The sequence below is a fragment of the Pseudoxanthomonas yeongjuensis genome (assembly GCF_010093345.1).
GTDB lineage: Bacteria > Pseudomonadota > Gammaproteobacteria > Xanthomonadales > Xanthomonadaceae > Pseudoxanthomonas_A > Pseudoxanthomonas_A yeongjuensis.
Genome location: NZ_PDWT01000002.1, coordinates 205,085 through 231,098, shown reverse-complemented (window position 1 = coordinate 231,098; position 26,014 = coordinate 205,085). Strand labels below are relative to the sequence as shown.

Below are 26,014 nucleotides of genomic sequence, written 5' to 3'. Positions count from 1 at the left end.
CAGTGCTCTCGTCCGGAGCTCACCATGCCTCGCCGCGCACGCCTTGTACTTCCCAACCAGCCTCTGCATGTGACCCAGCGCGGGGTCAACCGCGCTGCGATCTTCCTGGACGACGAAGACCGGCACAACTACCAGCGGCTTTTGCGGCTGGCGTGCAGCGCGCACCAAGTGGCCGTTCACGCCTTCGTGCTGATGGACAATCACGTGCACCTGCTGCTCACACCCGAGACCACCGACTCCCTGGCCCTTGCGATGCGGGTCAGTGGACAATGCTACGTGCAAGCGTTCAACGCGCGGCACGGACGCACCGGCACCTTGTGGCAGGGTCGCTTCAACTCCTGCCTGGTGGATTCGGACCGCTACCTGCTCACGGTCTGCCGATACATCGAGCTCAATCCCGTTCGCGCTGCGATGGTCGAAAGGCCGGAGGACTACCGTTGGTCCAGCGTGCATACCCACTTGGGCACGGCACGCGATCCCCTGATCACGCCGCATCCCCTGTACCTCGCCCTAGGGTCAACCAGGGAGGTCCGAGCACTGGCATACAGGCACTGGCTGCAGGCCGGCGTAAGTGAGGAAGAACTGGACGCCATCAGGCGCTACATTGCCCAGCAACGGGCACTGGGCGATGACAGGTTTCAGGAAATGGTGGAGAAGACATTGAACCAACCGGCTCTCTACCGGCCAGGTGGTCGGCCTAGGGTCAAGGCCGTTTAACTGCCTCCGTCCCCTTTAGTCGGTATCGAGGTAGTTCTTAGCGCGTTGGCATCAAATAATGACGCGAAGATGAGAGAAGCGAATGCACAATTCCAAGAATTGTTGAAGCCCATACTTGTGTGGGTTGAAAGTATAAGCCCTTATGCTGCAATTAATGAGCTGTCGGACTTGGCCAAACGTTTCGACACCGCCCAAGGTTTATCCCCCGAACTGCAGCGTTTACTTCGACCTGGACGTGAGGCACTTTCTGAGCTCACGGGTGCGTATGACGTCGCCCTACAGAAAAATAAGAAGAATCCAACTCTCGTGCCCTTAATCCGGCCCGCAATCGCTTTAGAGGTTGCCTACGCGCATTACGGAGCGCTGAAGAAGCTCTACCCCGATGCGGATGAATATGCAGCGGCCGCCGAGACAAGTGCATCAATAGAACTTGATGGACTCAGTCAGCTTCGTGCCTTCTCGGACTTCATGACGATGCTCTCTAAACTAGTCGATATAGCAGAGACTATCACTGCAGCGAGAACTGAGGTTTCTTCCCTATCGGATTCAGGCATTTGGATTTCTAGCATCGAATCAGGTTCGCCAATAAAGATTGTCTTCAGGGGAAGCGCTAAGACCATTGGTCTCTTGCTGGCAATGCTTAAAGATTTAGTACGTACGCCCTATCTCCTTTGGTCAAAACAAGGGAACCTGATTCAAACAATGGAGACATACACCATGATGAGGGATCTTGGTATAGACGATCCAATTGTTGTAGCGAATGTGAGGGACGCTATTCGAAAAACGTCGCAACGCTACTCTGAATCTTTTGGCGACGGCAGCGAGATGGATTTGAAAATTAACGGCGAGACATTGTCAGAGGCAAGGCCACTAAACCAGCTGGCTTTAGAGAACCCGACGCCGAGCAAAGAAGATAATGGTCAAAAACTCTTGGAGACTAATCACGGAGATGAAGAGGACGAATCAAAGTAGGCGAGACATGCTCTTCGGCATACATATCCACACATAAGACTCAAACGAAAAACAGTGTCAAGGTGACCTGCTGCGTAAGTGACTCTGACACCGCTTTTCCAGACACCGCTTTTCTGCGTTATAGGTCTCATACAACTCCCCGTTATCTAAAAATGCGTGAATGCATTGTAGGCTGGGCTCGGCTCATCCTACGGATCCTGCGCGGGTAGCAACAGGGTTTACCCTACCCGAGAGAAGGGATATGCATTCTTGATATAGATATTCAGGAACTGCCCCTTTGATGAGGACTGCATTAGCTGCATGTAAAGGTCCGCTCCCACATTAAAGTATTGATATACCGTCCCAGAGTAAAACTCTACTTCGAGTGTCTGTGAACTTTCGTCGTATCCAATAGAAGAGATATTCGACGATGCAACACTTTGCCTTTCCATGAATTTTTACTCCTCACCAGGGCTAACTTTAGTTCGGGTAATATCTAGATGTTCCACCACAGCAGTAGTCCGCTGCGCTCTCCACGACGCTACTACACGGTCATACCCCTCTGCATTTCTGCGCAAGCCCCAAGCCTTACTTACTTCGGGATCTGCGCTTCTGGGTTGATGCTCTTTAGATGGTAGCGTTATGCGGCAGCGCACAGGTAATCGTGCCGCTTCTCCAGCAATTATTGCTTCGCCTGTTCGAAGGACGGGCAATAGGTCCATTAGACCTGCGAGATTGTCTGGCAACGCACCCTTTACGCGCGCGCGGTCAGTTGGGTTGGATAGTCGCATTGCAATCAGTGTTCCGCATTGAGACAGGACCGTTTCATCTATCTCTGCAGGTCTCTGCGAGACCAACATTGCTCCAACACCGTATTTTCGTCCTTCTTTTGCAATTCGCTTTACAACGTCTGCCGCAACCATGTTGCCGTCTGCGCCCAAGTAGCGGTGTGCTTCTTCCATGACCACTAAAAGAGGCCGATGAACACCGCCCTCAGATTTCTCTCGACTCCAGAAAAGTGCCTCATACACAATATTAAGTATCGATGCGATCATTCGAACCAAGACAGCACTCGGGACACCAGACAAATCCAAAATCGTGATCTGCTTATCGTGCCCCAGCCATCCAGCCAATAATTTGTCGAGATCAGCCTCAACTGAGCCATCATGTTCTGGCTCCCACTCTCCCGGATGCAAAATAAAGTCATAACGCCGATCAAGCAGCCGAGATCGCATCAAATTTAGCTGGCGGCGTATACCTTTTGCCGCCTGATTCAAGAATGGACCGGCGGCACCCATGGCATGCGGCGTATAAACTGGAGGAACTAGCTCAAATTCGTTACCAGCTTTCTCCAAACATGGTTCATTTCGATCCTTCCCCGTGAAGGTCATAGTCTCAAAATCGATCAGTTCGAACCAAAGCCTTTTGATAGAAAATGGAACCGGGCTATCTACCGTAAGTGATTTTGGATCAAGCCCAGGCAGCGCATTTGCCGCCAGACTTGCCGACTTAAGTTCAAGAATCTTGTCTGATATTGCTATTTCCTGAGTCTCGGTCAGATCGCCCGCGATTAGATCCAAAAGCTCTGATCCTTCCAGCGCCCAATAAGGCACGCGCAAAGCTTCGTCGCCAGGTCTTGGCGTGGTGCTGAAGACCTTAGATATATCCGAAAGTGCCGATGCGTACTCTCCATGAATATCAAGCAATAGAATCCTCGCGGCTGGCGAACGCGTGGCATTTTCCTCCACCCCAATAATGGATCTAAGCAAACTCGCCACGGTGGTTGATTTTCCAGATCCAGTTGAGCCAAGTACTGCGGAATGCCGTGTGACCAAACTGTCGAGCGAGAGCTTTACTTCTACATTGTCTGAGCTAGCAAGCGTTCCAACTGCTATTTGATCGCCCCCGCCGGCTCCATAGATGCGCCTCAAATCTCGCTCTGTAACGATATGTACAGAGTCTCGTATGTTGGGGTGTTGACTTAGGCCTCTCTCAAACCTAGCTCCAATCGCTTCTCCAGCCAGCTCAATTCGCATCCAGCGGCCGATCTCGCCCAAACTAGCAGCTTCTGTTGCTGGAGCCGCATTTGCGCCTACCTCTGAAACAATTCCGTATAAATCCTGATATCCCTGCGGAATTCTGACGAAACTACCTACTTGCGCTACTCGATAAGTATGGCCGCCAATAATTGCTAGGCCTGACGCCAAAGACTCCGTAAGCCGCACGGTGACGGTCGCACCAGAAACGGCATAAACTTGTCCTACGTAGGTCGGATCAACGCCACTCATACTGATGCTGCCGAATCTTCGGGCGATGACTGAGCAGCACTTAGTTGCTCTCTTCCGAAGTCTTTTGCCTGAGCCAATGCACAGAACCTGGCGAAAAGATTGAAGTCGCCCAGCAAGAAGTGGACTGGCTTATCTGGTGCGCGACGCCCCCAGAAACTCGACCGGATTTCTTCCCAATTTTTGGGTAATTCTCCAGGACGCCAATTACCCTCTACACCATTTACAACTGCGCCATCTGCTGCATAGATGCTTAGATTAGGTCGATCAAAAGCAAGTTTCCGCGCGCACTCTTCTTGTCCAAGGGATTGGAATTGAAACGCTAGGACCGCGGTATTCGCGTTCATAGCAAGCGCTTCATCGATTACTGCGCATATGTGCGCATCTCGAAATGAGAATCCGATTGTTAGAAGCAAAGTATCCGGGGTCAGCAGAAATCTTTTTAACCGTTCAAAAAGAGCTGCGTAAGGCTGCTTCTGAGTAAGGTCATATTTTAAGTGGTCAGGGTAAACAAGTTGAGCCGCCTCTCTTCCTCTCCCTCTAACGATAGAGCCACCTTCAACTGCCCAGCCAAGTGAGCCGTGAATTTTCCACAAGCGAGACCACCTTGCCGGAAGATCATCACCTGCAACCGTTACCGGATCAAAAAAGGGTGCACTTCCTCCTGTGAACCCGTCGAAGTATGGTGCTCTTGCACGCTCAAAAGCTTCTTCGAAAAGTAGATCATAGTTTGTACAAAATATTTCTACGGGATGAGCGCGCATGGTGCCGCTGATCCAGGCAACAAGCTCTGTATACGCGGACACCCCTTCCGGCAGGACTGGCCCCACAATCTCGCCTATCTTTTTACAGATGGATTGACCAAGAGCCTTATATCCCGCGCTATTCAGTCCATTCACTTCGGTGGGACCAAGAGCCAACTCCAGCAGTCGCACTCTAGACAAGATTGCTTCGATATTCCCTTTAGCTCCCAAGCCCACATTTATCGCGAGCGCCGCATCCTTTTCGCTGCCAATGAGGCTGTCGAGCACACTTTCTGTGAGCTTCTCAACTCCTGGAATTAGCGACCTTCCTGCATTATCCAGTGCGCCATCCTCGTTGACACGGACTGCGATTGGCGCGCCGGCGCCTACAAGCAGTCCTATTCGCTTTCTGCCTTGAGAAAGGATTTGACGCAAGTCAGCCATGAATCTATCTGGGTTATGCAGCGTTTCCATGCTTCGCTCCTAGCAACAGGCAACTGTCGAGAGAAATGAAAAAAAGAGGGCGCCTATCGGCGCCCCTTTTCAATGAATATGGTTGATCCCTCAAACCCCAACCGGGTTAACTTTCTCCACATCAATCTTGTACTGCTTGATCGCCCTGGCCACATCCTTGCCGGTCATCTTGCCTTCCTTCGCCAGCGCCTCGATCGCCGCCTGGGCGATGTAGTAGCGGTCGACTTCGAAGAAGCGGCGCAGGTTGGCGCGGGTGTCGGAACGGCCGAAGCCGTCGGTGCCCAGCACCGTGTAGTGGCCCGGCACGAAGGCGCGGATCTGGTCGGCGAAGGCGCGCACATAGTCGGTGGCGGCGATGGCCGGGCCCTGGCGGCCCTCCAGTAGTTCGGTCACGTAGGGCTTGCGCGGGGTCTTGGCTTCCGGGTGCAGGCGGTTCCAGCGCTCGGCATCGAAACCGTCGCGACGCAGCTCGTTGAAGCTGGGGCACGACCAGATGTCCGCGCTGACCCCGAAATCCTTGTCCAGCAATTCCGCCGCCGCGATCGCCTCGCGCAGGATGCTGCCGCTGCCCAGCAACTGCACCCGCAGCTCGCCCTTCTTCGGCTTGCCCGCGTCCTTCAACAGGTACATGCCCTTGATGATGCCCTCGGCCGCGCCGGCCGGCATTTCCGGGTGTGCGTAGTTCTCGTTGAGCAGGGTGATGTAGTAGTACTCGTCGATCTGGTCTTCCATCATCGACTTCATGCCGTGCTGCAGGATCACCGTGACCTCGTAACCGAAGGTCGGATCGTAGCTGCGGCAATTCGGGATTGCCCCGGCCAACAGATGCGAGTGACCGTCCTCGTGCTGCAGGCCCTCGCCGTTGAGGGTGGTGCGGCCGGAAGTGCCGCCGAGCAGGAAGCCGCGGGTGCGCATGTCCGCCGCCTGCCAGGCGATGTCGCCGATGCGCTGGAAGCCGAACATCGAGTAGTAGATGTAGAACGGCAGCATCGGCACGTCGCTGACCGCATAGCTGGTGCCGGCGGCCATCCACGACGAGATCGCGCCGGGTTCGCTGATGCCCTGCTGCAGCACCTGGCCGGACTGGTCCTCGCGGTAGTACATCAGCTGGTCGGCATCGACCGGCTTGTACTTCTGCCCGAACGGTGCGTAGATGCCGATCTGGCGGAACATGCCTTCCATGCCGAAGGTACGCGCCTCGTCGGCCACGATCGGCACGATGCGCGGACCGATCTGCTTGTCGCGCAGGGCGATGTTCAAGGTCTGCACGAAGGCCATGGTGGTGCTGTTCTCGCGCTCGCCGCTGGACTTGAGCAGGCGCTCGTAGGTCTCCAGCTTGGGCACTTCGAACGATTGCGTGGACTTGCGCCGGCGCTGCGGCAGGTAACCGCCCAGGGCCTCGCGGCGCGCCTTGAGGTACTGCACTTCCGGCGAATCCTCGCCCGGGTGGTAGAACGGCACCTGGCCGTCGGCCAGCTGCGCGTCGCTGACCGGGATGTTGAAGCGGTCGCGGAAGGCCTTGACCGATTCGTCGTCCAGCTTCTTGGTCTGGTGGGTCGGGTTGAGCGACTCGCCGGCCGAACCCATGCCGTAGCCCTTGACCGTCTTGGCCAGGATCACCGTGGGCATGCCCGTGGTGTTGACCGCCTGGTGGTAGGCCGCATAGACCTTGTGCGGATCGTGGCCGCCGCGGTTGAGGCGCCAGATGTCGTCGTCGGAAAGGTTGGCTACCATGGCCGCGGTTTCCGGATACTTGTTGAAGAAGTGCTCGCGCGTGTACGCGCCGCCGAAGGCCTTGCAGTTCTGGTACTCGCCGTCGACGGTTTCCATCATCAGCTTCTTCAGCACGCCGTCGGTGTCGCGGGCCAGGAGCGGATCCCAGTAGCTGCCCCAGAGCAGCTTGATCACGTTCCAGCCGCCGCCGCGGAAGGTGCCTTCCAGCTCCTGGATGATCTTGCCGTTGCCGCGCACCGGGCCGTCCAGGCGCTGCAGGTTGCAGTTGACCACGAAGATCAGATTATCCAGGCCTTCGCGCCCGGCCAGCGAGATCGCGCCGAGGGTTTCCGGCTCGTCGGATTCGCCGTCGCCGATGAAGCACCAGACCTTGCGGTCGGACTTCTCGATCAGGCCGCGGTGCTCCAGGTACTTCATGAATTGCGCTTGATAGATCGCGGCGAGCGGGCCCAGGCCCATCGACACGGTCGGCGTCTGCCAGTAGTCAGGCATCAGCCACGGGTGCGGATACGAGGAAATGCCGTGGCCGTCGACTTCCATGCGGAAGCTGTCGAGCTGGGCCTCGGTGATGCGGCCCTCCAGGAACGAACGCGCGTAGATGCCGGGCGAGCTGTGGCCCTGGATGAAGAGCAGGTCGCCGGGGTGGTTTTCCGACGGCGCGCGCCAGAAATGGTTGAAGCCCACGTCATAGAGGGTGGCGCCGGAAGCGAAGCTGGCGATGTGCCCGCCGAGGTCGCCGGGCTTGCGGTTGGCGCGGACCACGGTGGCCAGCGCGTTCCAGCGGATGATCGAGCGCAGGCGCCATTCGATGGCGGCATCGCCGGGCGACTTGGCTTCCAGCGCGGGCGCGATGGTGTTGACGTATTCGGTGGTCGGCGAGAACGGCAGGAAGGCGCCGGAACGGCGGGTCAGTTCGACCATGCCCTCCAGCAACTGGTGCGCCCGCAGCGGGCCTTCGGCGTCGATCACGGCCTTGATGGAATCGACCCACTCGCGGGTTTCCTGCGGGTCCGGATCGTTCTGCAGCATCTCGTTCAACCAGTTCATCACCACTCCCGTTGCACCGCGCCAGCGCGCGGTCGTTGTCGTTTTTATGAGCCATGGAGTGTAACGCAGCGCCTGTAACGGCGAAGCGCTACGCAGGCGTATGGAGCGTTCCGAAAGCGGCGGTTTCCGCGCCCGCGCCGGCTTGTCCCGCGACAACGCCGCGCCGGGATTTGCGACGGACGCACCGCCACTGCCCGCGTTTGCGGCCTATGATCGGGAGGGGGATCCAAAGAGGCGCCGGCATGACCGGAGCAGGACCAGATCAGCGCAGCGCCACGTTGCCTGCCGACGCCGTGCGTTGGCGCGGCAGCCTGCGCACGAAAATCGCGCTGTGGTCGGGCGCGCTCAACCTGATCCTGCTGCTGCTGATCTGCGTCGCCATCGCCTGGGTGGCGCGCGACATGATCCTGGACGACGCCAAACGCAACACCCGCGCCAGTGCGCAGGAAGCCGCGCAGCGCCTGGCCGTGGCGATGCGCTCGGTGACCATCACCACCGTCGGCCTGACCGACCTGGTGGCCGCTTCCACCCTGGATCCCGACGAACTGACCACCACCTTGCGCGCGATGGTCAGGGCCACCCCCGGCGCCAACGGCGCGCTGCTGGTGCTGGACCCGGTGCACGGGCAGCCGGAGCTGGGTTACGCACGCTACATCGCCGCCGACGGCCAGGACCGCGACCTGCTGGCCGACGGCTACGACTACCGCAGCCGGGACTGGTACCGGCGCACCCTGTCTTCCAGCGGCGGCTGGTGGTCCGAGCCGTATCGCAACGACACCGCCGGCGGCGTGTGGATGCTCACCTACAACCTGCCGCTGCGCGCCACCGCCCGCGGCGGCAGCGCCCGCGGCATGGTCAGCCTGGACCTGCCGCTGACCACCCTGACCGACAGCTTCGAAACCCTGGCCAGCCTGCCCGGCTGGCGGGTGTCGCTGGTGGCGCCGGCCGGCACCCTGGCCGCCAACCCCGAACCGGGCGTGGCGCTGGGCATGACCCTGGACGAGTACATCCGGCGCAGCGGCCGCGTCGACCTGGCGGACGCCGCGCGTGCGGTGCGACTGCACCAGGCCGGGCAGTTCATCCATCGCGACACGCGCAGCGGAGAACAGCGTTACACCGTGGTCGAACCGATCGGCGACACCGGCTGGTCGCTGCTGGTGGCGCAGTCCTACCGGCTGATCGTGGCCCGCCTGAATCGGGCGCTATGGCAGCTGGCCGCGGTGGGCCTGCTGCTGGCGCTGGTCTCCATGCTGGTGGTGCGGCGCCTGGCCAAGCGCATCAGCCGCCCGGTCGAGCACCTGGCCGAATCGACTTCGCGCCTGGCCCAAGGCCAGTACGACTGGCCGGTGCCGCACACCGGCCGCGGCGACGAGGTCGGGCGCATGGCCCGCACCCTGGAGCACGCCCGCACCTCGATCCAGCAGCAACTCGTGGAGATCGGCGAGATGGGCGCGGCGCGGCAGAAGCTGCACAGCGAACTCTCGATCGCCCGCGACATCCAGCGGGCGATGCTGTCGCCGGCGCGGGTGATCGAACGCGGCGCGGCGCGGTTGCAGGCGCATGCGGTGCTCGAGGCGGCCAAGGAAGTGGGCGGCGATTTCTACAGCTTCATCGAGCGCGGCGACGGCGAACTGTGGTTCGCGATCGGCGATGTCTCCGACAAGGGCGTGCCGGCGGCGCTGTTCATGGCCCGCGCGGTGACCGTGCTGGAAGTGGCGGCGCATTCGTCGGCCTCGCCGGACCAGGTGCTGGCCGAAGCGTCGCGGCGGCTGATCGAAGGCAACGACACCTGCATGTTCGCCACCGTGCTGTGCGGCCACATCGACGTGCGCAGCGGGCGCTGCACCCTGGCCAGCGCCGGCCACGATCCGCCGCTGCTGCTGCATGCCGACGGCCGGGTGGAAATGCTGGAGATCGCCGCCGGCCCGCCGCTGGGCTTCGAGGTGTCGGAAAATTTCCCGCTGTGGCACGGCACCCTGGAACCCGGCGCCAGCCTGATGGCCTATACCGACGGCGTGACCGAAGCCTTCGACCCCGGCAACGAGGCCTACGGCAGCGAACGCCTGCTGGCGGCGGTGCGGACCGGCGACGACGCGGGCGAGAACTGCCTGCAACTGATCGCCGATGTGCACCGTTTCGCCGGAACCGCGCCACAATCGGACGACATCACCGTGCTCGCGATCCGCCTGGACCAGGCGGCCGCGGCGAGCGCGGAGACGGGCACCAGCACCGACATCGCAACCGGAACGCAGGAGAACTTGCATGCTGATACGACTGATCGTCCCGGGTGAAATCGCCCGCGTCGAGGACCTCAACACCTCGCTGGAAGCGGTGCTGACCCGGCACGGCATCGACGCCGGGGTGCGCGGCGACGTGCGTCTGATCGTCGAGGAACTGGCCAGCAACGCCATCGAATACGGTGGCGGCGATGGCATGGACGTGGGCCAGCACGAGCTTTCCGTGGACATCGGCATGGACGGCGACCTGCTGACCCTGCGCTTCCGCGACCAGGGCGCGCCATTCGACCCGTTGTCGGCGCAGACGCCCGACCTGGAAGCCGATATCCTCGACCGTCCGATCGGCGGACTGGGCCTGTACCTGATCCGCCAGATCGCCGAATCGATGCACTACGAGCGCATCGACGACTGCAACCTGCTGCGCGTCAGCCTGCGCGTCCCCGCCCCGGAGAATCCGCGATGAGCCTGCAGATCAAGATCCTGCCCCCGAGCAACGGCAGCCAGCGCGTGACCCTGACCGGGCGCCTGGATACCCATTCCTACGAGGACCTGGACGTGGCGCTGGCGCCGTTGCTGCAGCGCCAGCTGCAATCGCTGGTCCTGGACCTGGCCGGCCTGGAATACATCAGCAGCGCCGGGATCCGTTCCATCTTCAAGGCACGCAAGGCGTTGGGCGGGCATGGCGGCAAGGTCCTGCTGGTCAATCCGCAGGCGCAGATCCAGAAGGTCCTGGACGTGGTCAAGGCGGTGCCGATGCACGAGATCTTCGTCTCCACCGCCGAAGCCGACGCCTACCTGGATGCGATGCAGCGCAAGGTGTTGCGCGGAGATCAGGACGAGGACGAGTGATGGCAGCCACCGGAAGGCGCGACGCGGGAAGCGATGGATGAGCCTGGAAGTCGACATCTATCCGCCGGTCAACGGCAACCAGTACGTGGTCCTGACCGGGCGCCTGGACAGCGACAGCCACGAGCAGCTGGACGATGCGCTGGAACCGCTGCTGGCCGCGGCCCATCCGTCGATGGTGCTGGTCCTGGAGCTGGCCCGGCTGGACTACATCAGCAGCGCCGGCATCCGTTCCATCCTCAAGGCGCGCAAGCTGCTGGCTCCGGGCGGCAAGGTGCTGGTGGTGCACCCGCAGGCGCAGATCCGCAAGGTCCTGGACATGGTCCAGGCACTGCCGGTGAGCGACATCTTCGCCACCACCGCCGAAGTCGACGCCTACCTGGACAAGCTGCAGCGCGAGATGCTGCACGGAAGCGACGACGAAGCCTGAGCTGTTCCTTCTCCCTCCGGGAGAAGGTGGCGCGCAGCGACGGATGAGGGAAGGAGGATGACTAACCCAGTAGCTTCAGCAGCGCCTGATAGCTCCTTCCCTCATCCGCCCCCCGACTAGAGCATTCGGGGGCAGGCTCTTCGGGCACCTCCTCCCGGCGGGAGAAGGAAAGCCCTACTTCTGCTGCGCCCTGATCTGCGCATCCACCGCCGCGATGGCGGTCATGTTGACCACCCGGCGCGGGGTCGCGGAGCTGGTCAGGATGTGCACCGGCTTGGAGATGCCCATCAGGATCGGGCCGATCGCCACGCCATCGGTCATCACCCGGACCATGTTGTAGGTGATGTTGGCCGCGTCGATGTTCGGCAACACGAACAGGTTGGCGCGGCCGCTCAGCGTGGTGTTGGGCATCATCCGCTTGCGCAGCAGTTCGTCCCAGGCGGTGTCGCCCTGCATCTCGCCATCCATCTCCAGCTTGGGCATGCGCTGTTTCAGCAGCTCGCGCACCGCGCGCATCTTCCGTGCACTGGGGGTGTCGTGGCTGCCGAAGTTGGAGTGCGACAGCAGCGCCACCTTCGGCTCGATCCCGAACAGCTTCAGCCGGTAGCTGGCCTGCAGCGTGGCCTCGGCGATCTGTTCGGCGGTCGGATCGTCCTGCACGTGCGTATCGAGGAAGAACCAGGCGCCCTGCTCGTTGATCACCCCGGTCATGGCCGAGGTCGATTGCACGCCCGGATCCAGCGGGATCACGCTGCGCACATAGCCCAGCTTCTTGTGGAAGCGGCCGACGATGCCGCTGACCATCGCGTCGGCTTCGCCGCGCGCCACCATCACCGCCGCGATCAGCGTGGGCCGCGAGCGCATCAGGTTCTTGGCCGCCGCCGGGGTCACCCCGCGGCGTTCGGTCAGGGCGTGGTAGTACTGCCAGTACTCGTTGAAGCGCGGGTCGTCGCCCTGGTTGGTCAGCTCGAAGTCCACGCCTTCGCGCATGCGCAGGCCCAGGCGCTCGATCCGGGTCTGGATCACGTCCGGGCGGCCGATCAGGATCGGGAACGCCAGGCCGTCGTCGATCACCGTCTGCACCGCGCGCAGCACCACTTCCTCTTCGCCTTCGGCATAGACCACGCGCTTGAGGTCGGCGCGGGCGCGGTCGTAGACCGGCTTCATCATCAGGCTGGTGCGGTAGACGAACTGACCGAGTTTTTCGCGATACGCGGCCATGTCCGCGATCGGGCGCAGGGCCACGCCCGAGTCCATCGCCGCCTGCGCCACCGCCCCGGCCAGTTCCACCAGCAGGCGCGGATCGAACGGGCGCGGGATCAGGTATTCGGGGCCGAAGCAGGGGATCTCGTCGCCATAGGCGGCGCCCAGGTCGGAGGACTCGCGGCGCGCCAGCGCGGCGATGGCCTTGACGCAGGCGGTCTTCATCGCCTCATTGATCACCGTGGCCCCGACATCCAGCGCGCCACGGAAGATGTAGGGGAAGCACAGCGCGTTGTTGACCTGGTTCGGATAGTCCGAGCGGCCGGTGGCGATGATGCAGTCCGGGCGCACGGCCTTGGCGGCGGCCGGATCGATTTCCGGGTTGGGATTGGCCAGGGCCAGGATGATCGGCCGCTCGGCCATGGTCGCGACCATCTCCGGCTTGAGCACGCCGGCGGCGGACAGGCCCAGGAAGATATCGGCCCCGGCGACGATGTCGGCCAGGCTGCGCTTGTCGGTGTCGCGCGCATAACGCGCCTTGTCCGGGTCCAGATGCGGGCGGCCGGTGTAGAGCACGCCGTCGCGGTCCACCGCCAGGATGTTCTCCGGTTTGAGGCCCAGCGCCACCAGCATGTCCAGGCAGGCGATGCCGGCCGCGCCGGCGCCACTGGTGGCCAGCTTCACGTCCCCGATCTTCTTGCCGACCACTTCCAGGGCGTTGTAGATCGCCGCGCCGACGATGATCGCGGTGCCGTGCTGGTCGTCGTGGAATACCGGAATCTTCATCCGCTCGCGCAGCTTGCGCTCCACGATGAAGCACTCCGGGGCCTTGATGTCTTCCAGGTTGATGCCGCCGAAGGTCGGTTCCAGCGAGGCGATGATCTCCACCAGCTTGTCCGGGTCGGTCTCGTCGATCTCCAGGTCGAACACATCGATGCCGGCGAATTTCTGGAACAGCACGCCCTTGCCTTCCATCACCGGCTTGCCCGCCAGCGGGCCGATGTTGCCCAGGCCCAGCACCGCCGTGCCGTTGGTCACCACCGCCACCAGGTTGCCGCGCGCGGTCATCTCGCTGGCCGCGTTGGGATCCTCCACGATCGCCTCGCAGGCGAAGGCCACCCCCGGCGAATACGCCAGCGCCAGGTCCCGCTGGGTCACCATCGGCTTGGTCGGCGATACCTTGATCTTGCCCGGCGGCGATAGGCGGTGGTACTCCAGCGCAGCCTGCTTCAGGTCGGGTTGCTGCGAAGGGGACTGACCGGGATCAGGCATCACGGGAGATTGTTCGGACATTTCCTTGGCATTCGAAAAAAAACGATCTTGATTCTACCTCGCCCGTTCCGGCCGTGGACTCTGCCGCCCCACGCGCGCCGCCTCGACAGCTATGGCCTGGACAGCCGGGCCATCGTCAGCACCTTCGCCAGCGTGGATCCCGTGCCCACCACACATAACCTTGGGCTATGCACCGACAGCGTCTTTTCAATGGTGGGCCGCAGACCCAGTGGCTAAGGTGGTCGCATCCCGCGCCGGGGCGGCGCCTCCTCAGGCAATCTTTCGTCCAAGCCGCGACCTCTTTCCCACTGCGGTCCGTGGCCGGGCACGGAACTGCCTTTCCGCTTCCCCCCGCAATCGTGCCGTCGGCTCATCGCTGCCGCGCACTCACAAGACCCACGTCATCAAGGACCGCGTAAAACCATGCTTCCGATCGACCCAACCCCCACCCCGGCCATCCCCGCGTCTCCGTGGTCGCCGCCCTACCTGCTTTACCTGGGCAATGCCCCGGATCACCTGGCCGCCAAGACCGCGCGCGGGTTGGCCCATTGGCGGCCACAGTGGTGTGTGGGCCAGTTCCGGGGCAGCGAGTGCAAGACCACGCTCGGCCTGCCGGACCTGGATTTCAGGCAGGCCGTCGAAGCCGGCGCGAAGACCATGATCGTCGGCGTGGCCAATGCCGGCGGAGTGATGGATGCCGAAGTCGTGCGGCATGTGGTGGCGGCGCTGGATGCCGGCATGAACATCGGCTCCGGCCTGCACGAACGCCTGACCTCGCACCCGGAAATCGTCGCCGCCGCCGAACGCAACGCGCGCTTCCTGTTCGATGCGCGCCAGGCGCCGGCGTTGCCGGTGGGCAACGGCCGCCGCCGCGCCGGCTTGCGCCTGCTGGCGGTAGGCACCGATTGTTCGGTCGGCAAGATGTACACCACGCTGGCGATCGAACGCGAACTGCGGTCGCGCGGCGTGCGTGCCGATTTCCGGGCCACCGGCCAGACCGGCATCTTCATCGCCGGCGCGGGCGTGCCGATCGATGCGGTGGTGGCGGATTTCATTTCCGGCGCCGCCGAGTGGATATCGCCGGCGCGCGATGATGGCGGCTGGGACCTGATCGAAGGCCAGGGCTCGCTGTTCCATCCCTCCTACGCCGGCGTCTCGCTGGGCCTGCTGCATGGCGCCCAGGCCGATGCCCTGGTGCTGTGCCATGAACCCGGCCGCGCGCACATGCGCGGCTTGCCGCACTACCCCGTTCCGGACCTGAAGACCTGCCTGGAAGCCAACCTGGAGGCCGCGCGCCTGACCAACCCCGACGTCGTCGCCGTCGGCGTCGCCGTGAACACCTCGCAGGCCGGCGGCGCGGACAACGCGGCGCGGATCTGCAAGGACATCGAGGACCTGCTCGGACTGCCCTGCCAGGACCCGGTCGGCATGGGTGTGGCGCGCATCGCGGATCGGTTGCAAGCATGCTTCGCGAACTGAGCGTCGCCCATCAAAGCTGGCCGCTGGCCGCGCCGTTCCGCATCTCGCGCGGAGTGAAGCACTCGGCCGAAGTGATTGCCGTCGAAATCAACCAGGGCGGGATCTGCGGCCGCGGCGAATCGGTGCCGTACGCCCGCTATGGCGAAACCGTCGATTCGGTCCTGCGGCAAATCCGGCTGGTCGCCAAGGCGATCGAAGCGGGATCGTCGCGCGCCGAGCTCGCCCAATTGCTGCCGGCGGGCGCGGCCCGCAACGCCGTGGACTGCGCGCTCTGGGATCTGGGCGCCAGGCTGGCCGGCACCTCGGTCTGGTCGATGCTGCACCGGGCGCAACCGCAGGCCCTGACCACCGCGCTGACCGTCAGCCTGGACACGCCGGAACGCATGGGCGCCGCCGCCGCGAAGATCGCCTCGGCGGGGCTGATCAAGGTCAAGGTCGATGCCGTCGCTCCCGCCACGCAGATCCGGGCGGTGCGCCAGGCAGCGCCTGGCGCACGCCTGATCGTGGATCCGAATGAAAGCTGGACCATCGACCTGCTGCGCCGCATCGAACCCCTGCTGGTGGAACTGGACGTGGCTTTGGTGGAACAGCCGCTGCCCGCGACCGACGACGGCGACCTGGAAGGGTTCTCCTCGACGGTGCCGATCTGCGCCGACGAATCCTGCCATGTCGCCGCCGACCTTCCGCGCCTGCAGGGCCGCTACCAGGTCGTCAACATCAAGCTCGACAAGACCGGCGGCCTGACCGAGGCGCTGTCGCTGTTGGCGGCGGCGCGCACGGGCGGCTTCCGCATCATGGTCGGATGCATGATTTCTTCGTCGCTGAGCATCGCCCCGGCGTTCCTGGTGGCGCAGGAGGCCGAGTTCGTCGACCTGGACGGTCCGCTGTGGTTCAAGGCCGACCACCGCGGCGGCGTGCAGTCGCATGACGGTGTCTTGCAGCCGGTCGCTCCCGGATTCTGGGGCCAGGCCGAGGCCATCGCGCGCGCGGCCGTCTCAGGCCATGCCTCGTGACGGATGCGCCAGGCCACGCGGCACGAGGCCGAGCCGTGCGAGGCCTGCTGCTTGTCGCCACGCTCACCATTTTCGTGCAGGCCGGTTGCTCGCAGAGCCCGCCGCCTGCATTGCCGGCCGCCGATCTGCTGTTGCTGGGCGGCACGGTCTACGACGGTAGCGAGGCGGCACCGCGCCTGCTCGACGTGGCGGTGGCGGGAGATCGCATCGTTTATGTCGGCGAGGAGGCCGCTTCCCGTTTCCGCGCGGCGCGCACGCTGGATGTTACCGGCAAGATCGTCGCGCCGGGCTTCATCGACCCGCATACGCATCCCGACCGCTTTATCCGTTCGGACGATGCCGCCGTACGTCTCAATGCGCCGTGGCTGTTCCAGGGCGTTACCACGATCTTCATCGGCTCGGATGGCTCGGGCTCGCCCGACATCGCCGAACAGCGCGACTGGTTCGCCACGCACGCCGTCGGCACCAACCTGGCGCTGTACGTCGGCTTCGGCGCGGTGCGCTCGCGGGTGCTGGGCCAGGACGACAGGGTGCCTTCCGCGCAGGAGCTGCAGCAGATGCGCGGGCTGGTGGCCAACGCGATGTGCGAGGGCGCGTTCGGCCTCTCGACCGGGCTGTTCTACGCACCGCAGAGTTTCTCCAGCACCGATGAGGTCGTGGCCGTCGCAAGCGAGGCGGCGAAACGCGGCGGCCTTTACGACACCCATCAGCGCGACGAATCGTCGTACGGCATCGGCCTGCTCGGTTCGGTCCGCGAAGTGCTGGAGATCGGGCGCCGCGCGGAGATCCCGGTGCACATCTCCCACATCAAGGCGCTGGGCGTGGATGTCCAGGGCCAGGCCGCGGCGGTCATCGACCTGGTCGAGCAGGCGCGCGCCTCCGGGCAGCGGGTGACGGCGGACCAGTATCCGTGGCTGGCTTCGGGCACCCACCTGGGCGCCGCGTTGTTGCCGCGCTGGGCAGCCGACGGCGGCCGCAAGGCGTTGCTGCGGCGATTGCAGGACGCCGCCACGCAGGCGCGCATCCGCGCGGAGATGGTCGACAACCTGCGCCGGCGCGGCGGTGCGGATGCGTTGCTGCTGACCGGCAGCGGCTGGCCGTGGACCGGCAAGACCCTGGCCGAAGCGGCACGCGAGCAGGGCGTCGATCCCATCGAAGCGGCATTGCGCGTCATCTCCGAAGGCGGCGAGCGCACCGGCAGGCAGCGCGCGGCGGCGTCCGCCGACAGCGTGGCCTCGTTCAACATGCGCAAGGACGACGTCGACCTGTTCATGCAGCAGCCCTGGGTGATCACCGGCTCCGACGGCAGCAACGGCCACCCGCGCCAGTACGCGACCTTCCCGGAGAAATACGCGCGCTACGTCAGGCGGGACCATGTCATCGACGTGGGCGACTTCATCCGCAGCTCCACCGGCCTGAGCGCCGACATCCTCGGCCTCGATGACACCGGCTACCTGCGCGAGGGATATCTTGCCGACGTCGTGGTGTTCGATCCGGAACGCTTCGCGCCCATGGCCGACTACGTCCATCCGCGCGCGCTGTCGCGCGGCGTCGAATACCTGCTGGTCAACGGACGGCTGGCCATCGCCGATGGCAGACTGACCGGCACGGCGGCGGGTCGCGTCCGCCTCCACACTCCCACGCCCGGCACCTGTCCATGATGCTTCGGCGCCGACGGGTGCGGGCCGGATCCACTTCGCGAACACCCACATGGTTGAACCCTCATGCTTGAATTGAACGCGGTGCAGACCGTGGCCTTCGGCGGCCTCGCCCTCTTCCTCGGCTATGCGCTGTGTCGCCTCATCCCGGTGCTCGGCCGCTACAACCTGCCCGCGCCGGTCATCGGCGGACTGGTGGTCGCGCTGGTGGTGCTGTGGGCGCATGGCCGCGACACCGTGCTGTTCCAGTTCGACACCGCGCTGCAGGGGCCGTTGATGATCGCCTTCTTCACCTCCATGGGCGTCAACGCCAGCGTCGCGCTGCTGCGGGTCAGCGGCAAGCAGGTGATGGTGTTCCTGGCGCTGGCGACGGGATTCGCGGTGGTCCAGAACCTGGTGGGCATCGGCGTGGCGACGTCGTTCGGGCTCGATCCGATGTTCGGCGTGCTCGCCGGCTCGGCCACGCTCACCGGCGGACCGGCCACCGGCCTGGCCTTCGCGCCGCTGTTCGAAAAGGCCGGCCTGGTCGGCGCGGAATCGATCGCCATCACCTCGGCGATGGCCGGCATCGTCTGCGGCGGGATCGTCGGTGGTCCGGCGATCACCGTGCTGATCCGGCGACTGCGCCTGCGGCCCGATGGCGACCAGGCAGCCGTGCCTGCGGCCGTGGCGGCGGAGATCGACCTCGCCGTCGGCGATGGCGTTGTCGTCGACACCGAAGCCGCGCGCGAATACAAGGCGCTCAAGAGCATCGTGGCGATCCTGATCGCGATGTGGGCCGGCGCCTGGGTCGGCAAGGGCTTCGACGCGCTCGGCATAACCCTGCCCGCCTACATCGGCGCGATGCTGGTCGGCGCGGTGATCCGCAACCTCGACGACCGCACCGGCTGGGTCGGCCTGTCGGTGCAGACCACCGACCTGATCGGCAACGTCTGCCTGGCGCTGTTCCTGGCGGTCGCGCTGATGAACCTGAAACTGTGGGAGCTGTCGGGGCTGGCGTTGCCGCTGGTGGTCAACCTGGCGCTGCAGGTCGTGCTGGTGGTGCTGTTCTGCATCCCGGTGTTCCGCATCATGGGCCGCGACTACGACGCCGCGGTGATGGGCGGCGGCTTCATCGGCTTCATGCTCGGCACCACCGCCAATGCGATGGCGGTGATGCGCACGCTGGTGCTGCGTTACGGCCTGGCGCCGCGCGCGTTCCTGGTCGCGCCGCTGGTGGGGGCGTTCTTCATCGACTTCACCAATGCGCTGATCATCACCGGCTTCCTCAACTTCTGGCCGTAGGCAAGGCCCGGGCCATGCGCGGGGCGACAACGATTGCGCGCCCTTGGGGAGCCTCTGCAGGATTCCCTCTTTCGCGTCCACTGGAAGGCTGGAACTCCTGCGGCAGCCGTGAGATTGCCGATCTCTCCAGGTGGTTCGAATGAGCCTGCCCCCGGAGTCCGTTCGGAATCGTCGGACCTTCCTGAGCCTGCCCTTGATCGCGTGGGTCAGCGATGCCGTCATCGCCGCGATGGCGGAAATGCAATGGCCCGGCCCATGCCCGGGCGGCCTACTCCGCCGCCGGCGCGTCCGCGGCCTTCGCGATGAAGTGCTCGTACAGGGCCCGGTTGACCTCGGTCCGGACTTCCATGTCCCGGGTCCCGTTGGTGATCACGACGAAGCCGTACTTCTTCTCCGGGTCGAAGAACATGGAGCTGTACAGCCCGTACGCAGATCCGGTGTGCCCGGTCAGCACGACGCCAGGCACCAGGGCGCGGTCGGTACGGATGGCCAGGCCGTAGCCGGCACCCTCGTCCGCATCGACGGTGGGCGTCTGCATCCTCTTCGCGTGTTCGGCCGTGATGATCCGCACGCCGTTCCACTCGCCCAGGTTCATGTGCATCAGCATGTACTTCGCCAGGTCGGGCGCGGAGATCTTGACGCCGCCGGTCGGGGAGAACAGCGGCGTGTCGTAGCCCATCGTGTAGCCGTCCAGGCGCTCGCCCAGCGGCGCGTACGCCTGGTCCGAGCGCACGAAACCCTCGCCCTCGCCCTCGCCCCAGCGGTAGATCCGCGCGAAGCGGTCCGCATCCAGCGCCTCGGGCACGTAACCGCCGTACAACCCGAGCGGATCGAGCACGTGCGCCTTGACGTAGGCGTCGAACCGCTCGCCGGATACCCGCTCCACGATCGTCCCGACCATGTTGTAGCCGAGGTTGGAATACTCGTACCGCTCGCCGGGCGCGCGGTCGGCGTAACTGTCGCGCCAGGCCTTGCCGGCGCCGGGATTGATGAAGTCGAGGCTGCCGTACTTCTCCCCGTCGGTGATCGACGAGGTGTGGTTCAGCAGCATCCCGAGCGTGATCATCCGGTCCGGGAACACGGGATTGCGCACGGGAAAGCCGATCAGGTCGCCGACGTCGTCGTCCAGCGACAGCCGGCCCTGTTCCACCAGCTGCAGGATGGCGGTCGCCGCGAACGACTTGGAGATCGAGGCGATCCGGAAGAGATCGTCCTCGTCGAGGGGAATCTTCTTCTCCCGATCCTTCCAGCCCAGGGCTTTCTGGTACACGACGGCATTGTCCCTGACCACCACGACCGCCAGGCCCGCGGTTCCATGCTCGGCCATCAGCTGGCCCAGGCGCTCTTCGATGCCTTGCGCGGATGCCGACGATACGCAGGCCCACGACAACACGAATGCCGCGCAGAGTGCCAGGGCGCGTCCCGCTTTGCTGCCTTGCCTCATGATCCCTCCAACTGATGCCGTGATGGTGCGATTCCACACGTCGGCCACGTCCGGGCGCGTCGTGCAGCGATGGGGGAAAGCCAGGGCACCGGTCGCCTACTGCGCGACGGCGGCGGCGCCGGGACGGCGCGGATCGGCGGCGCCTTCGACGCCGTCGGCGGCTTTGAGCAGGGTCTGGGTGCTGCCGATGGTTTCGTCCTGCACCACCTTGTGCCCGCGCGCTTGCAGCAGCCGCAAGGTGTCCGGGCTGAAGCCGCGTTCGACCTGCAATTCGCCGCTGCGCATTTCCTGGTGGATGCGCGGCATGCTGGTGGCCTCGGCGATGTTCATGCCGAAGTCGACCACATCGACGATGGTTTGCATCACCGTGCCGGGGATGGTGTTGCCGCCCGGGCTGCCGGTCACCATCCACAGTTCGCCGTTGCGGAACAGCAGGGTCGGCGACATGCTCGACACCGGGCGCCGGCCCGGGCCCAGCAGGTTGGCCAGGGCCTTCTTCGCGTCCTTGCCCGCCTTCGCCTGCGCCGCGATCGGGAAGTTGCCGATCAGGTTGCCGAGCAGGAAGCCGGTGCCTTCGATCATCACCCCGGCGCCGAAATCCGAACCCAGCGTATAGGTGTTGCTGACCGCATTGCCGTCGGCGTCGATCACCGAGATCTGCGTGGTTTCCTTGCTTTCGTACGGCCACGGGTCGCCGGCGGCGAGTTCCGGCGCCGGCAACGCTTTCGTCGGCGAAACAAGTTTTGCGCGCGTGGCGGCGTACGCCTTGGACGTCAGGCCATGCGCCGGAATGTCCGAGAACCCCGGATCCCCGGCGAAACGGCTGCGGTCGCTCCAGGCCAGCTTGATCGCCTCGGTCATGTAGTGCAGGGCGTCGGCGGATCCCGCGCCGAAGGCGGCCAGGTCCCTGGTTTCGAGGATGTTGAGCATTTCGATGACGCTGGCGCCGCCGCCGCTGACCGGCGGCATGGTGGCGATGCCATGCCCGCGATAGCTGCCCAGCAGCGCATCGCGTTCGATGGCTCGATAGGCGGCAAGGTCGGCGCGGGTGATCAGGCCGCCGTGCTTTTGCATGCCGGCGGCCAGGCGTTCGGCGATCGCGCCACGGTAGAACGCATCCGCGCCGTGCTCGGCGATCTGCCGCAACGACCAGGCCAGATCGGGTTGCAGCAAACGTTCGCCGGCGCGCAAGGCGCTGCCGTCGGCGTGCAGGAACACCTTGGCTCCGGCCGCGCTGCGCGCCAGGCGTTCCTTGCCCCAGTCCAGGGCGAAGGCTTCGTCGCGGGTCAGCACGAGTCCTTCGGCGGCCAGCTGGATCGCCGGTTGCAGCAGCTTCGACCACGGCAGCCGTCCGTACTTGCGATGCGCGAGTTCCAGGCCGGCCACGGTGCCGGGCACGCCGGCGGCCAGGTAACCGGCCTTGTCGCCGACCACCTTTCCGTCGCCATCGAGATAACGTTCCAACGTCGCCGCGTTCGGCGCCACCGAGCGGTAGTCGATCGCGATCGTGCGCTGCTCCCGGGCCAGGTACACCAGCATGAAACCGTCGCCGCCGATGTTGCCCGCGCGCGGCAATACCACCGCCATCGCGAACGCGGTGGCCACCGCGGCATCCACCGCGTTGCCGCCGTCGCGCAGGACCTGGGCGCCGATCGCGCTGGCGACTTCGTTCTGGCTGGCGACCATGCCGCGATCGGCATGCACCGGCTTGTGGATCGCCTCGTAGTTGAGCAATTGTCGGGGCTGCGCCTGCGCCTGGAAGCACAGCATCAACAAACAGCACAGCATCAGGGGCCAGGGCCGTACGCGGTCCGGTTCCAGCCCGGGGCTCGAAGGATTCATCGCTTTCCATTCCTCATGTCATGCAGCGGCAGCAGCCGCCCGGATCGAACAAAAAACGGCGCGACCAATGCATTTGCAAGGATCGCGCCGCAAAGGGAATCGACAGGCCGCGCTTAGAACTCGAACCGCAGGCCAACGCTCATGTAACGACCGAGCACATCGTACAGCGTCGCATTGAGGCCATTGTTGTTGGTGCTGATGACGACCGGATCCTTGTCCAGCGCGTTATCCACGCGGAAGAAGGCTTCCAGCTTGTCGTCGGCGAACCGGTAGGAGCCGGACAACCCGAGATACCAGGTGCTGGGCACGCTGTTGTCGTCGATGTCCACGCCTTCGACCCAGTCGTTCCTCTGCACACCGGAGCCGACGAAGCGCACGGAAGCGCCCAGGCGCAGCGGCCCTTGCTTGTACGTGGCGCTTCCCAGTGCCCGCCACTTGACCGAACTACCGGTGTTTTCGCCTGCGTAGTCGTAGCTGGTGAAGGGGTTTTCGGTACGGCTTTCGATCAAGCGCGTGGCTACCAGGCGCAGGTCGATCCCGCCATCCTCGGAGAACACGCGCATCGGCTGGTGATAGGCCATATCGAAATCGACGCCGCGCACCACGCGCTTGGCGATGTTGACCGGCTTCAGCACCAGACCGTTCAACGCACCCGTGGCATCGCGACTGACGTATTGGCACAGGGTCTGGTCGCCGTCGTAGCAACGGTCCACCGTCTGCTGGTTGGTCAGGGTGGAGATCGCATCGCGGATATCGATCTGGTAGTAGTCGACCGCCGCCTGGAAATCGGCGGTCGGCGTATACACCACGCCAAGGCTGTAGGTATCGGCGATTTCCGGGGTCAGATCCAGGTTGCCTTCCGATACGCGTTCGATATTGCGACGGATGTTGCCGAACCACGGGTCGTTGACGTTCTGGCGCTGGGTCACGCCCGCCTGGTACAGGTCGCTCAGGTTGGGAGCGCGGATATCACGCGAACGCACGCCGCGGATCAGCACGGAATCCACCGGCTTCCATGTCAGGCCGGCCTTCCAGGTCAGCTCGGTTCCCGAATAGCTGTAGTCGGCGACACGGGCCGCGCCATTGAAGGTGAGCTTGTCTTCGACCAGCGGCATCAGGATTTCGGAGAAGGCTTCGTTGACCTTGTTCTCGCCCCTGGTGGGCAGGAAGTTGCCGAACAGCCACTCGCGCGCCTGGCCCGCTTCATCGCTGCTGCCCACCACGCTTTCGCGCCGGTGCTCGACGCCGAACGCGGTAATCACCGCGCCGGCCGGCATCTGGAAGGCTTCGCCGCGAACGCTGGCCGACAGCACCTGCTGCTTCATCGTTTGCCGCAGGTAGGGATTTCCCTGCACATAGGCCAACGCTTCATCGGACATGCTCGCGCCGCCAAAGGTATTGATGGGCACGCAACCATTGGTCGGGGCAGCCAACGAAGAACGGCATACGATCTGCCCGTTCCCGGGATCGACTACTGCATCGAGAGCCAACCCCAGCCGGGTCGAGTTGGTGGTGTTCATCACCTGCGTGTCGAGCTGGCTTTCGCCGTACTGGTAATAAGCATCCAGCTCCCAGTCGCGGCCGAAGGTGCCATTCACGCCGAACACCGCGCGATAGGTATTGACCTCGACGCGCGGCGACGCATCGCCCAGCAACAAGCCATAAGCGGCGCTGGTGACGCCCGCGGCCGCCATTGCATCGCGGGTGACCGGATCGAGATAGGGGTTGTCGCTGCGGATGGTCAGCGTTCCACCGTAGTAGTTGTAAGACGAATTCGTGTTCACCACCGACCGCGCATGGCTGGCTTCGGCAAACACCTCGAAGTTGTCGCTGACCTCGAACGAGCCACGCGCGAACGTGTTGTGGCGTTCCACCGCTCCCTTCAGCGACATGGAGGCGAAATGCCCGTCAAGCTCGCCGCCCGAGGAACTGGTGCCGGTGCGGTCGAGCGTGCCGTAGTCGAACCGGCGCGGCGAACCATCCGGGTCGAACGTGGTCCACTGCAGCGGCCCGCTGGTGATGAGGCCGCCGACGGCTTCGTTCGGACGGTTCAGGAAAGGCACGGTGATGAGGTTCGGCTCGCCATTGGTAGCCGTCCACGCAGGATTGTTCATGGTGCCCCAACCGCGGAACCAGTCGCGATCGCGAACCGCGCCAACACCCTCGTTCTTCGCGTATTCGGCGTTGAACAGGAAGTGGCCACGGCCACCGGCGAAGGGCGTGCCGAAAGTCAAACCGACGTTGGTCTGCTCATCGTCCTGCTGCCCCGACTGGCCGACTTGGGCAAAGCCCTTGATGCCGGTGTAACGGGTATCGAGCATGAAGTTGACCACGCCGGCGACGGCATCGGAGCCATAGACCGAAGAAGCGCCGCCGGTCACCACGTCGACGCTGCGGATCAGGCCATTGGGCAGGCCATTGGCGTCCACGTTGCCTTCCAGCGTGGAACCGACGAAACGCCGACCGTCCACCAGTACCAGGGTGCGGTCCGATCCAAGGCCACGCAGGTTCAACCGGTTCATGCCCGTGCTACCGGCACTGATGGCGTTATTGCCCTGGGTGGTGGTGCGGTCGCCGACCATCGACGGCAGCGTGTTCAAGTAGTCCGCGATGTTGTTCGGCGCCGCCATCTCGATCTGCTCCAACTCGATCATGGTGACCGGGGTGGGCGACTCGTAAGCTCCGCTCATGACGCGCGAACCGGTGACCCGGACCGTGTCCAGCGTCGCTGCGGTGGATTGTTCGCTCGCCGGGACCTGCGTGCCCGCGCGTTCTTCCTGGACGGCCGCCAGCGTCGTGCCCGCGCACAAGCCACCAATGACCAGAACGCTGCCCGTGACCAAGCCACGTGTTGAATTGACATTTCTAATCATGAAACTTCCCCGTTCTTTGGAATGGCTGCGCTGATACTCGGACACACGAATGGAGCTTCCGAAACCCGCTTCCATTTCAGAGTGACGACAACATGTCGATTTGTCGTGCATGGTTTTTGCGAAACGGTATAGCCTCAGGCTATGGAGATCGCGCGGTGCCTGCTCCTGGAACCGCTGCACGCAGGCATCTCTTGCGTCTCGCATGGCCCGACCATCAATGCATAGCTACAGGTTATTGAAGATGCACGCGATGTGAGGGCACAAGCCGCGTGAAGCCCGCTACGCTTCGGCAATGGCCAATTCACCTTCATATGCCGGCGCATCCAGCTGTCGAGCCCGGGCTGGCGTCCGCCTGTACGTGCTCGCTGTATGCCTCTCCGTCCTGTTTCCCGTCATCGCCGGCTGCGCAAGCCGCCAACCTGTCCCTTCACTCGGCGCGCCCCAAAGCCGGGACGTACAAGCGAAAGCGGTCGTGGTCGCGG

The 26,014-nt window shown here is 63.9% G+C and carries 18 protein-coding genes; 10 read left to right on the top strand and 8 right to left on the bottom strand.

What is annotated here, in order from left to right; all coding sequences use genetic code 11:
* Window positions 1-24 precede the first annotated feature (24 nt).
* Together CSC74_RS08120 and CSC74_RS08115 are read left to right on the top strand one after the other, a co-directional pair.
* On the top strand, window positions 25-717 hold the full coding sequence (locus tag CSC74_RS08120) for a transposase (protein ID WP_162313945.1): 693 nt from the start codon (window positions 25-27) through the stop codon (window positions 715-717).
* 69 nt (window positions 718-786) lie between these two features.
* Entirely contained in the window at window positions 787-1,689 is a 903-nt protein-coding gene (locus CSC74_RS08115; RefSeq protein ID WP_162313944.1) for a hypothetical protein, read from the top strand.
* A gap of 218 nt (window positions 1,690-1,907) precedes the next feature.
* Here the strand turns inward: CSC74_RS08115 and CSC74_RS08110 are convergent, their stop codons facing one another.
* The 4 genes from CSC74_RS08110 to aceE all read right to left on the bottom strand — a co-directional run bounded on the left by CSC74_RS08110 (window position 1,908) and on the right by aceE (window position 7,951).
* Window positions 1,908-2,120: a KTSC domain-containing protein gene (locus tag CSC74_RS08110; RefSeq protein ID WP_162313943.1), complete on the bottom strand. Its 213-nt coding sequence runs from the start codon at window positions 2,118-2,120 to the stop codon at window positions 1,908-1,910.
* A gap of 6 nt (window positions 2,121-2,126) precedes the next feature.
* Entirely contained in the window at window positions 2,127-3,956 is a 1,830-nt protein-coding gene (locus CSC74_RS08105; protein ID WP_162313942.1) for an ATP-binding protein, read from the bottom strand.
* On the bottom strand, window positions 3,953-5,170 hold the full coding sequence (locus CSC74_RS08100) for an SIR2 family protein (RefSeq protein ID WP_162313941.1): 1,218 nt from the start codon (window positions 5,168-5,170) through the stop codon (window positions 3,953-3,955). Before CSC74_RS08100 ends, CSC74_RS08105 begins: the two co-directional genes overlap by 4 nt.
* Before the next feature lie 90 nt (window positions 5,171-5,260).
* Window positions 5,261-7,951 carry a pyruvate dehydrogenase (acetyl-transferring), homodimeric type gene (gene aceE / locus CSC74_RS08095; RefSeq protein ID WP_162313940.1) on the bottom strand — a complete coding sequence of 897 codons (2,691 nt, stop codon included), beginning with the start codon at window positions 7,949-7,951 and terminating at the stop codon, window positions 5,261-5,263.
* A 242-nt stretch (window positions 7,952-8,193) separates the two neighbouring features.
* Between aceE and CSC74_RS08090 the strand changes: the two genes are divergently transcribed.
* The 4 genes from CSC74_RS08090 to CSC74_RS08075 are packed head-to-tail and all read left to right on the top strand — an operon-like array spanning window position 8,194 to window position 11,464.
* Window positions 8,194-10,242, top strand: a complete 2,049-nt coding sequence (locus CSC74_RS08090; protein WP_162313939.1) for a SpoIIE family protein phosphatase — start codon at window positions 8,194-8,196, stop codon at window positions 10,240-10,242.
* The gene (locus tag CSC74_RS08085) at window positions 10,214-10,651 is read left to right on the top strand and encodes an ATP-binding protein (RefSeq protein WP_162313938.1); all 438 of its coding nucleotides are present in this window, start codon (window positions 10,214-10,216) and stop codon (window positions 10,649-10,651) included. The genes CSC74_RS08090 and CSC74_RS08085 overlap by 29 nt, the downstream gene beginning before the upstream one ends.
* On the top strand, window positions 10,648-11,037 hold the full coding sequence (locus tag CSC74_RS08080; RefSeq protein WP_162313937.1) for an STAS domain-containing protein: 390 nt from the start codon (window positions 10,648-10,650) through the stop codon (window positions 11,035-11,037). The genes CSC74_RS08085 and CSC74_RS08080 overlap by 4 nt, the downstream gene beginning before the upstream one ends.
* A gap of 37 nt (window positions 11,038-11,074) precedes the next feature.
* Entirely contained in the window at window positions 11,075-11,464 is a 390-nt protein-coding gene (locus CSC74_RS08075; RefSeq protein ID WP_162313936.1) for an STAS domain-containing protein, read from the top strand.
* Between the two features lie 174 nt (window positions 11,465-11,638).
* On the opposite strand, the gene CSC74_RS08070 is transcribed toward CSC74_RS08075, so the two are convergent.
* Window positions 11,639-13,939 (bottom strand): NADP-dependent malic enzyme, encoded by a 2,301-nt coding sequence (locus CSC74_RS08070; RefSeq protein ID WP_162313935.1) that lies wholly within the window; start codon window positions 13,937-13,939, stop codon window positions 11,639-11,641.
* A 423-nt stretch (window positions 13,940-14,362) separates the two neighbouring features.
* Between CSC74_RS08070 and dgcN the strand changes: the two genes are divergently transcribed.
* From dgcN to gltS, 4 genes are all read left to right on the top strand, one after another.
* Entirely contained in the window at window positions 14,363-15,418 is a 1,056-nt protein-coding gene (gene dgcN / locus CSC74_RS08065; RefSeq protein ID WP_162313934.1) for an N-acetyltransferase DgcN, read from the top strand.
* Window positions 15,403-16,431: an N-acetyl-D-Glu racemase DgcA gene (gene dgcA, locus CSC74_RS08060; RefSeq protein ID WP_162313933.1), complete on the top strand. Its 1,029-nt coding sequence runs from the start codon at window positions 15,403-15,405 to the stop codon at window positions 16,429-16,431. The genes dgcN and dgcA overlap by 16 nt, the downstream gene beginning before the upstream one ends.
* A 35-nt stretch (window positions 16,432-16,466) precedes the next feature.
* Window positions 16,467-18,092: an N-acyl-D-amino-acid deacylase family protein gene (locus tag CSC74_RS08055; protein WP_211369586.1), complete on the top strand. Its 1,626-nt coding sequence runs from the start codon at window positions 16,467-16,469 to the stop codon at window positions 18,090-18,092.
* A 63-nt stretch (window positions 18,093-18,155) separates the two neighbouring features.
* Complete coding sequence (gene gltS / locus CSC74_RS08050) at window positions 18,156-19,373, top strand: sodium/glutamate symporter (protein ID WP_162313931.1); 1,218 nt, start codon at window positions 18,156-18,158, stop codon at window positions 19,371-19,373.
* Between the two features lie 268 nt (window positions 19,374-19,641).
* On the opposite strand, the gene CSC74_RS08045 is transcribed toward gltS, so the two are convergent.
* The 3 genes from CSC74_RS08045 to CSC74_RS08035 form a co-directional block, all read right to left on the bottom strand.
* Window positions 19,642-20,817, bottom strand: coding sequence for a serine hydrolase domain-containing protein (locus CSC74_RS08045; protein WP_162313930.1), 1,176 nt, complete (start codon window positions 20,815-20,817; stop codon window positions 19,642-19,644).
* A gap of 96 nt (window positions 20,818-20,913) precedes the next feature.
* Window positions 20,914-22,659, bottom strand: a complete 1,746-nt coding sequence (gene ggt / locus CSC74_RS08040) for a gamma-glutamyltransferase (RefSeq protein WP_211369585.1) — start codon at window positions 22,657-22,659, stop codon at window positions 20,914-20,916.
* Window positions 22,660-22,772: 113 nt separating this feature from the next.
* A complete protein-coding gene (locus tag CSC74_RS08035; protein ID WP_162313929.1) occupies window positions 22,773-25,502 on the bottom strand; it encodes a TonB-dependent receptor plug domain-containing protein in 2,730 nt (909 codons plus the stop codon).
* Window positions 25,503-26,014: the final 512 nt, after the last annotated feature.

What these genes read in the sequence shown, in the direction of transcription:
- CSC74_RS08045 (WP_162313930.1), bottom strand. Translation starts at nt 20,817, where the DNA reads ATGAGGCAAGGCAGCAAAGCGGGACGCGCCCTGGCACTCTGCGCGGCA.
- dgcN (WP_162313934.1), top strand. Translation starts at nt 14,363, where the DNA reads ATGCTTCCGATCGACCCAACCCCCACCCCGGCCATCCCCGCGTCTCCG.
- CSC74_RS08075 (WP_162313936.1), top strand. Translation starts at nt 11,075, where the DNA reads ATGAGCCTGGAAGTCGACATCTATCCGCCGGTCAACGGCAACCAGTAC.
- CSC74_RS08080 (WP_162313937.1), top strand. Translation starts at nt 10,648, where the DNA reads ATGAGCCTGCAGATCAAGATCCTGCCCCCGAGCAACGGCAGCCAGCGC.
- dgcA (WP_162313933.1), top strand. Translation starts at nt 15,403, where the DNA reads ATGCTTCGCGAACTGAGCGTCGCCCATCAAAGCTGGCCGCTGGCCGCG.
- CSC74_RS08110 (WP_162313943.1), bottom strand. Translation starts at nt 2,120, where the DNA reads ATGGAAAGGCAAAGTGTTGCATCGTCGAATATCTCTTCTATTGGATAC.
- CSC74_RS08085 (WP_162313938.1), top strand. Translation starts at nt 10,214, where the DNA reads ATGCTGATACGACTGATCGTCCCGGGTGAAATCGCCCGCGTCGAGGAC.
- ggt (WP_211369585.1), bottom strand. Translation starts at nt 22,659, where the DNA reads ATGAATCCTTCGAGCCCCGGGCTGGAACCGGACCGCGTACGGCCCTGG.
- gltS (WP_162313931.1), top strand. Translation starts at nt 18,156, where the DNA reads ATGCTTGAATTGAACGCGGTGCAGACCGTGGCCTTCGGCGGCCTCGCC.
- CSC74_RS08115 (WP_162313944.1), top strand. Translation starts at nt 787, where the DNA reads ATGAGAGAAGCGAATGCACAATTCCAAGAATTGTTGAAGCCCATACTT.
- aceE (WP_162313940.1), bottom strand. Translation starts at nt 7,951, where the DNA reads ATGAACTGGTTGAACGAGATGCTGCAGAACGATCCGGACCCGCAGGAA.
- CSC74_RS08090 (WP_162313939.1), top strand. Translation starts at nt 8,194, where the DNA reads ATGACCGGAGCAGGACCAGATCAGCGCAGCGCCACGTTGCCTGCCGAC.
- CSC74_RS08105 (WP_162313942.1), bottom strand. Translation starts at nt 3,956, where the DNA reads ATGAGTGGCGTTGATCCGACCTACGTAGGACAAGTTTATGCCGTTTCT.
- CSC74_RS08120 (WP_162313945.1), top strand. Translation starts at nt 25, where the DNA reads ATGCCTCGCCGCGCACGCCTTGTACTTCCCAACCAGCCTCTGCATGTG.
- CSC74_RS08070 (WP_162313935.1), bottom strand. Translation starts at nt 13,939, where the DNA reads ATGCCTGATCCCGGTCAGTCCCCTTCGCAGCAACCCGACCTGAAGCAG.
- CSC74_RS08100 (WP_162313941.1), bottom strand. Translation starts at nt 5,170, where the DNA reads ATGGAAACGCTGCATAACCCAGATAGATTCATGGCTGACTTGCGTCAA.